Consider the following 8,752-nt stretch of genomic DNA (forward strand, 5'->3'; position numbering starts at 1 on the left):
TAAGGTTCCCCTAGATTTGTTGATGCTTTGCTTGGTAATTTTGGAACCAAGAAGGCGCGTGGATGTCATTGCAAGATCGATTTTCGGACGAGTTCAAAAGGGACGTCGAGGTTTTGGTTTGAGCGGACAAGTTAGCTGGGCGCAGAGATGGTTTGAGGCGGTTGCGCCCGACGAACCGCACAAATTGGCTCGCAGGATCGAGTGGGATGGACTGAGCGAGTCACGTTTCGCGGAGTTTCTTAATCGAGACCTGCATGATGATGACGGTCGAGTGGCCTGGAAGCAAGCCTTGGCCGATTGCCGTGGCGCTTTGATAGAATCCTGGGACATCCCGATCTTAGATGCGTCAGACGACAAGCAGCATCCCTTTAAAGACATCTGGCAGCCGATCCAATCGCTTGCAATTTCAAGGCTCTCTGCGGCGGTAGACCCATTGAGCCACAAGATTGATCTGGCCGTGCTTGATCAAATGGCTGATCAACTTCTGGAACGCCTATGCTTTATCGGTGAGCGGGTGCTTTGGGACAGGTTTCGCAAGGGTCGCACGCCTGCTGAAATTGTCCTGGCCCATCTCGGCAACTCTGGAAATGGCTCTGACCTGCCCCGGCGCGCGCAATATGATCGGTTCGTACAAGAAAATCGCCGTGACGGCTTGTCGTCTATATTGGATGTTTATCCCGAACTTGGCCGCTTGCTCGGCACTGTTTTCGCGCTTTGGCTGCGCGTCAGCACCGAGCTATTACATCGTGTGAAAAAGGACCGGGACGATCTCGACCGGATCTTCTCGATTCCTTCTGGCCATTTTTTGTGTGACATCGCCCAAAGTCTTAGTGATCCTCACCGCGGGGGTCAGTCTGTTGCAATTCTGACGTTTTCAACGTCATGTGGGGAGAACGCGCGCCAGGTTGTCTATAAACCAAAAGACTTGCGCGTCGATGTCGCTTACAATGGACTGTTGAGAGAGCTTAACAGGACAAGCGATCTGCCTCCCCTAAGAAGCCTGACAGTCCACGCATGCGGTAGCTACGGCTATATGGAGCACGTTTCGCACCAGACATGCGCCAATAACCGCGAGTTACAAAGCCACTATCGGAATGCCGGCAGGCTCACAGCCATTTTGCATGTCCTCGGATGCACCGATTGCCATCATGAAAACCTGATTGCCTCTGGGGATCAGCTCGTTCTGGTTGATACCGAAACCCTGCTTGAGCCGGACATGCCCGATCATGTCATGGAGGCTTGTGCGGATATCTCCGTCGCTAAAAAGACCCGTCTGCAAGAGCGATTTCTGACATCCGTTCTTCGCGTCGGTTTGCTGCCACAGTGGATATTCCTAGGAGATGAAAAGTACCCAGTGGACGTCAGCGCTCTGGGTGTTGAGCCCCCGCTGCGCGATACCGAAATGGCGCAGGGATGGCTGGGGATAAACAGCGACGGCATGATGCCGGGCAAGGTGACAAAAAGAACCAAGCTTCCGACAAGCCTGCCAGTTGGCACCGGACAGCGCAATCCGTTCGCTAACTATCTTGATGTGTTTTGCGCCGGATTTCAGCAGCAATGCAATGTCCTGGCCGCGTCCCGGCAATCCTTACTCGCTGATGGGGGAGCGCTTTCCCATTTTGCTGGACTTCCCCGGCGTATCGTACTGCGTGCGACGCGTGTTTACTCTGCCATACAGCGTCAATTGCTAGAACCCGCAGCCCTGCGCTCCTCTTTCGAAAGGTCTCTCGTATTGGAGCAGATGGCACGCAGTTATCTAATGGCCGAAGCGCGGCCCCGCAACTGGCCGGTCCTCGCCGAAGAATGCAGTCAGATGCAGCAATTGGACATCCCGTTCTTCACTCATCTGATTGATGGTGATGCTTTGATTCTGAACGATGCGAGCGATACGATACCGGGGTTCTTTTACAGCAGTGGGTTCGCAGCTGCCCGAGATCGGCTTGGCCAACTCTCCGCCCAGGAAATCGACTTTCAACTCGACCTCATTCGCGGGTCTGTCCACGCTCAGCACATGCAGGTTTCCGATCCCGCCTCGCAAGTTTCTGAACATTTGGATTCGTCAGAAGCGGTGTCGCCGTCACCATCTATGACCGGCACCGAGGCGGCTAACCGTATCGCACGCGAGCTTTGTTATCGAGCGATCCACGACCCGCAAGGTTACGTTGAATGGTTGGGCCCGACTCTAGGCGAGGATGGTGAGAGCTTTAGCTACGGTCCTGTAGGTCTCTCGCTTTATAGCGGATCAATCGGCGTTGCGCTCCTTCTTCACCGCCTTTGCGACATATCCGAAGCCCCTGCTGAGGCCAATTCCGTACGCACTGCTCTCCTGCGCCCCCTGCATGAGCTCGTCGCACAGCCTTCGGCAGAAAACCGGACCCGCTGGTGGCGCGATCAGTCTATCGGCCTCAGCGGCTGTGGCGGCATCTTGCTTGCGCTCGAGCAGTTAGAGGAGAAGTCCATCCTCGATGTGATGGTGTCGGCCTTTCCTTCTCGCTTTATCGAGATTGATTTTCAAAGGGATCTTTTGGGCGGTTCAGCAGGCTTGATTGGACCCTTGTTGCGGATTGGCAGCGATGTCGCCCTCGACCATGCCATCGCCGCAGGGGAACACTTGCTCAGGCATCAAACCAAAGACGGTGGATGGCCGAGTGAGGGTGAGAGCCGTTATTGCTTAGGCTTCGCACATGGCACGGCCGGTTTTGCTGCCGCACTCGCTGCGCTCTACCACGTCACGGGACATGCGCGTTTTCGCGCTGGTGCCGCAGCCGCGGTCGCACTCGAACGGGCTCAATTCTGCGATGAGGTTGGAAACTGGCCAACACACGCGGGTCATAGCCCAGATGGGCAACCAACACATTTCTTGGAGCATTGGTGCAACGGAGCGCCGGGCATAGCTTTGGGAAGAGCCTGTCTTTGGGAAACAGAACTTTGGGATGATATCTGTGCACGCGAGATAGAGATCGCCGTAAGAAAACTCATAAGCGCGGAAACCCGAAACCGCGATCATCTCTGTTGTGGCAATTTGGGTCTTATGTCCGTCCTTCGAATACTGTCGTCTGGCCCATGGCCGCTCGACGAGGGCCTTAGAACCCTTGCTAGAGAGAAAATAAGAGACCAGAAATCGCGTGCAGTACTGCGGTGCAATGACAAAGAGGTCAAACTACGAAGTGCTGGCACACGTGGACAGGCCCTCAGCATCCCGGGTTATTTCAACGGATTGAGCGGGATGGGCTTGTCTTTGATGGATGGTGGTCTTGGCGCAAAGACCACCGCCATCTTGCTCAGTGGTGGTTTGTTGGGGCGTAAGGCTCTTCTAAAAATGGTCTAGGCGTAAAATGCGTGCGAGCGGCCGCACGCACGCCGAAACCAAGCCATATGCGGCCAGAAGCCTAGCAATTATCCCAAGTGATCCCGCAACTTGTTCGGCAGGGCTGACTGATATAGGTCGTCGTTCCGCGAACACCGATCCCTTCCAATTCCGCCTCTGACAACTTTGCACGCTCCATATCCAGCCAATCGGCAGAAATGTCGAATCCCGCTTCTGCGGCCACGGCCGCAAAACTTTTGGCATCCCGCGCTTGGCCTATTTTTTCGTGAAGGGCACTGTCGCTCTTAAGTTTCTCTATAAATGCCCGTAATTCTGCTTCTGTCATTTCGAGTTTCCTTCAATAAGAGAAATTACTTCAATAGAAGCATTAGAAAATTGACAGGGACGTTTGTCAAGAATTGAAGTGGACTGGGTCGGGTAGACCGCACAGCGTATGATGCCGACTTACCTACAATGTCCCCTTACTTATCTACGGCGCGTCCTCTTTGCTCCCGCAAAAGACGACAACGTTGAATACCTAATACCGCAGCAATCGTAAGACGCCCTGTCGGCCAGGAACATGATGATCGGCTTGCGCTAGGTATTGCCAAAGCACCTTTCGCAAGCCCCTGACAAAACGCCATGTATTCAGGTGATTTTGGTGACCCCGGCAGGAGGGGAAGTCTGGAGCTGCGGTAACCTTTTAAGCATCTGTATTATATGTATATTTATGAAATTTGGTGGTGTACTTATTCGGTAGTGTAAAGTCCACTACTGCGGAATGACCAACGCGATTAACATCATCGTAAACGCACCTTTAAGTACGCGGTATCCGCTACGTGTGTGGATAATCCAGCATTTATATAAAGAGATAATGTTCGAAACCCGTGAAGCTAGCAATGGTTGGCTCGTGTGGGGGCGTAAGAATACCACCTCACTGATGGTTCAAGCTTCGTTGGGCTTCCACACTAAGCTCTCGGGAACTTGCATTCCGACTTCCGCAAAAAGCTTCTCCCAAAAATCACTCATGAGCCGCATGGTTGGATAGTCTGCGGAGATTGCTTTTCGGATAAACACCTCTTGGTCAAATAACGGCCCGGGGTACCGGTCGAAAAAATTATTGCTAGTGGCAAGATGAACGCCTTCGGCACCAGACAGGCCCATTTCAATCGTATAACGCTCCCCGTACCCAAGTCCTTTTGCCAGTTCACGAATGCTGTCAATTGAGTGAGGGTACTCGCGCTGGATGGCTCCAGTTGGAATGTACATTTTGGGCTCCTCATCTTCATCATCGGGGCAGGTAACCTTGTCGGCGTAAGTTCCGTCGATGCCCCAAATCTCACGGTTCTTGAAGAGTTGTGTGGCCCCTATCAACAGTTCGCCAGACCGGCTCCGGTCGTAGGAAATTGCGCCCCATCTGTTGCGTTTGCGCGAGTATCCGGTTTCGTACAAAAGTGGCTTCATGCTGCTCGAAAAATCATGAGCTTCACGGGCGGTGAGTTCTGGCAGCGCGACCATTGGAATGCACCGAAAATACAAAAGCCTTTGCCCGGACCAATAAAGATCATCGAAGAGATTTCGGTCAGTTTCCTTGGGAATAAGCGGCTCGTTGAGCTTCCAGTAACGCCCGCGCTGACCTTCAAATGGCACCTCAACATGCTCTACCAGCTTGGATGATTCGGCGTTATTTAAATATCCTCGGAGGATGCTGGCCAGTTGTCCTGCCAGTTTCACTCGCTCTGCAGCAATCATGTCTTTGCCAGCGCCCGGCTTAAGTTCGTACTGGACAGGGTGGCGACGTATACGGAGGTCAAATGGCAAATCTGTTGGGGGACCATAATGGGTATTCATGACCTTTAGCACCGAGCCGTCACCGATCTTGCCGTAGGCGTATCCTAGTTCTATAGCGACGTTGCTGTTGATGTGCGGCTTGTTGTCGTTGCCGCGTGCCACGAGAGATACATCTGTAACGACGACACGTGACGCAGAGATCTTCTCAAAGATCACCCGCGAAACTTCCGGTGACCCCGGCACGCCCTGAGTATCTTGATCCAGTACAATACCGTCACGCTCAGCCTCTGAGAACTCCAGCTCTTGACCGATCTTTGCGATGGCGTCCGACAGTGCATCGTGGATAAAATCCTTGTTGATCTTTCGTGGCGCATCCATCTGCCAAGAGTAGAAAATCTTCACTTCTCAACCCTCCTACTTTTGGCGCTGAGGTTCATAACTCAATGAGTGCGCTAATTGTCCTGTCAAATCAACCAGCTTGGTCACTTTCCTCGGTAGAGTCACTCCGGTTCGCAACCCACCTATGCAAAATGCACACCTAAGGGGTGCACAGTTGTTTGCCGTTCAGTGCAGTTCTTGGCGCACCTCGAAGTGGTCGTTCAGGTGTTCCTCCGAAGGCTCTTCCGAGAACTCGTCCAATTCACCAAGGCTCAACCCGAGGTATTCAACCACGGCTTCCATATCACGCTTTCCGAGGGCACGCTGGATCGCCTCAGCCTTGATCTCGACATCCCTGATGCGGTGCTCCCTTATCGCATCGGTGATTGACGTCGCGAGGGTTGCAATAAGGCGTTCCCGCTCGGCATCATCGGGGGCTGCAAAATCACTCTTTTCGGGCCATTGACGGTCCTGCCACCAGTTGCCCGTGGGCTGCTCCTTGGCCTCTAGGAACTCCTTGAGCTTCTTTCGCATGTTGGCAATTGAGCGCTCCGATACGCCGGAGGCCTTGGCCAAGTGTGATTTGGAAATCTTGTTTCGATGCCTGCGCACAAGCGCCCATGCCGCATCCGTTCGCTCTGTTGGCGTCAACGGTAGGGAGTCCTTGGTATTGGCGCGCAGCGCCTCAAGCTCTGCGTCGATACGCGTCCCCTTGACGATCAGGGCAGGTATGCCCTTCCCGTCCACATGACCCGCCGCAATCTCTGCCCGGTATGCGGTCACCCGAAAGTGTCCGTCAAGGAGCACCAAGCGGCCCGTTTCTCTGCCGTCTTCATCCTGCTCGCGCCACACGAGGATGGGGTCCAAATTGCCAGTGTTTCGCAGCGTCTTGCGCAGCGCCGCCAAATGGGTTGCGTTCTCGGCTTCCTTGCGGTGCCTGAAAGCGGGGTCAAGCGTTAGATGGCGGTGATCAATATTGGTGAAGGACTTGTCCAGCATGTCATTTCCCTTGTGCATGCATTTAAGTTGCCCGGCGCGGCCAGCCTGCGAAAAATCACAGACCGCCCCACGACACAGGTGCGATGCAACCTAGAAGAGGCCGTCTCCGAAGGTAAACCCCAAAACGGCGAATCAAGGCACGGGATTGGCAGGCCCAGCTGTGGCGAATCGCGGGATTCACGCAGTAGCGGCGAGCCAGCAAAATAGGCGGTAAGCTTCCTTTATTTCTGTTACGGGGCCGCTGTCTCTTCGGACTTCATAGGTGACTTTGGCTCGATAACAGGGTTAAAAGCTTTCTCTCACTCCGTTTGTGCTTCATCCGCACAAACATACACTGCGCCGCCCACTACAACTAACGTCACTCCAGCGGCTGCCAAAGTCGCTGGTGCCGTAAGTATAGCCACCAAAGATGACCCAACGGTCCCAAGCGTTCCTGCAATATAGCCCGCATTTCCAGTAAGTATGAGTGCTCCAGAACTATGGGTAACCGCGCTTACTCCCGCCGCGCTAGTAGCAGTAGTGGTCCCGACTACCGCTCCACTGAACGTTCCGGCCAACGCTAAAGCGGCATCTTTTGAATTATTGACTCTTTCGCAAACCGGCACACTCGGTTCCTTGCACATGAGGTAGGCATCTCGTTCTCCCTCAGAGAACCCAATGATGGTATCCATTTGCTCATCATACTCTAGGCAAAAAGGGCCTCTTTGAGCGCCGGACAATTCTGGTGTTAGAATTTTGAGCGAGATGTATGCCGGACAGTCGATGTTTTCAGTTCCCCCAAGAAAGATCTCCCTAAAGGAATAATTACTGTAGAGATCGCTTTCGCCAGTGCCTTCGAAAATCACCCATTTCTTCTCGCCATTTATCGACGTGCGGCAAAGGGAGAGTTCGTCTTCTGGGTCAAACTCCGGACCAAGAACTATTTGTGCAGAGACCGGGGATATAAAAATGCACGAAGCGAAGACCAAAACCGGTAATGTCTTCATAATTTTATCCATCAATAGCGCCCATCGAAACTACGACACTGCGAGAAACATCGCATTTGGTCAACACAACTTATAACCTGAATATTAGCTGAAGGCTTCCTCGCGGCGGTTTGGACGGTCGAGGGCAGGTCATTGTTGTGGGGGGTCGATGCAGACGCTTCCTATGTGCCAGTTGCGATGATCTAATTGGACTTCTAGTTTTCCTTACTTGGTGTTTGTCCTTAGACGGGTTGATGGGCGGCGTCAGTCGTTCGTGACGTCAGACGGATTGCTGCCGAAATTCGCGTGATCGATTGTGCGTTCGAGACCCTCAGCCATGAGAGCTGCCAGAACTTCGGTCCGAGAGATTTCCTTCCCGGTGGACTTGAGATGACACTTGGAGCATCTCCAACACGGCCATCTGGTCGATGCGCAGGCGGGTGCCCCATGTTCGTCTTCCTCTAGGGCAAGGCGGCGGGTTAATAGGGGGTGGGTTAATCAGCAACCGATTGGGGGCGGGTTAATCGTCACAAGGCACCTAAACGCCCCACCGCTCCAACGCCGCCTCGACCTTCGCCGGGTTCTTGGCAATGCGGATAACGGCATTCCTGTTCACGCCTGTGGCCTTTGCGATAGCAGACTGGCCTTGCCCGGCTTCCAGCAACGCGACGACCTGCTTGAACTGGTCCCGGTCGAAGGCGGGCTTTCTGCCCTTGAACTTCTCCGGGGATGCCGCCTTGTGGTGGTCGATGCCAGCCCTCTGCGCCTCCTTGGTAGCCTCGGCCTGCGCCTCTGCCTGTGCCGCCATGAAACCAATCAAGGCGTCCCTCACGGCTCTCTCCATGGCTGAACGAGGGTTCGCCTCAAAGACCATCCCGTTGATCACCGTTTTGACCGTCACGCCCTTGTCGAGGAGGCCCCTGAGCGTGTCTGTCACGTCCTTGTAGTTGCGCCCCAGACGGTCAAGCCAACGGACCACCAAGGTGTCACCATCGCGCAGCTTATAGAGCAACTCACGGCCCCCTTCACGATCTGCAAGACGGCTGCTAACGCCCGAGACGCCGTGGTCCGTCACCACCTCGTCGATCTGAAAGCCTGCCTTGGTGGCTTGCTCAAGCTGGTGGTCGCTGGTCTGCTCCGACGTGGAGACGCGGGCGTAGAGAATTGTCTTGTTCATGACGGGTCATCCTGTGCTCAAGGGTTCTGCTCACAGATTTGATGTGTTCACAATGCAATGTCAACCCTAATGAGCAGCTCTAACAGGCTGCTGAAGAAGTCAGCCTTGAAGGACGTTATTCTTCCCCCACGGTTT

6 protein-coding genes are annotated in these 8,752 nt (G+C 54.0%); 1 reads left to right on the forward strand and 5 read right to left on the reverse strand.

Annotated elements, in window-relative coordinates; genetic code table 11:
* The first annotated feature begins 58 nt into the window (after positions 1–58).
* Entirely contained in the window at positions 59–3,328 is a 3,270-nt protein-coding gene (locus AACZ65_RS09480; protein WP_339670206.1) for a type 2 lanthipeptide synthetase LanM family protein, read from the forward strand.
* Between the two features lie 61 nt (positions 3,329–3,389).
* On the opposite strand, the gene AACZ65_RS09485 is transcribed toward AACZ65_RS09480, so the two are convergent.
* The 5 genes from AACZ65_RS09485 to AACZ65_RS09505 form a co-directional block, all read right to left on the reverse strand.
* Positions 3,390–3,653, reverse strand: a complete 264-nt coding sequence (locus AACZ65_RS09485; protein WP_339670208.1) for a Nif11-like leader peptide family RiPP precursor — start codon at positions 3,651–3,653, stop codon at positions 3,390–3,392.
* 599 nt (positions 3,654–4,252) lie between these two features.
* Positions 4,253–5,500 (reverse strand): hypothetical protein, encoded by a 1,248-nt coding sequence (locus tag AACZ65_RS09490; protein WP_339670210.1) that lies wholly within the window; start codon positions 5,498–5,500, stop codon positions 4,253–4,255.
* A gap of 162 nt (positions 5,501–5,662) precedes the next feature.
* A complete protein-coding gene (locus AACZ65_RS09495; RefSeq protein WP_339670212.1) occupies positions 5,663–6,475 on the reverse strand; it encodes a hypothetical protein in 813 nt (270 codons plus the stop codon).
* A 299-nt stretch (positions 6,476–6,774) separates the two neighbouring features.
* Positions 6,775–7,473, reverse strand: coding sequence for a hypothetical protein (locus AACZ65_RS09500; protein WP_339670214.1), 699 nt, complete (start codon positions 7,471–7,473; stop codon positions 6,775–6,777).
* 505 nt (positions 7,474–7,978) lie between these two features.
* Entirely contained in the window at positions 7,979–8,617 is a 639-nt protein-coding gene (locus AACZ65_RS09505; protein ID WP_339670216.1) for a recombinase family protein, read from the reverse strand.
* Positions 8,618–8,752 lie beyond the last annotated feature (135 nt).

Origin of the sequence: uncultured Roseovarius sp., from assembly GCF_963972555.1 — a bacterium.
Taxonomy (GTDB): Bacteria; Pseudomonadota; Alphaproteobacteria; order Rhodobacterales; family Rhodobacteraceae; genus Roseovarius; species Roseovarius mucosus.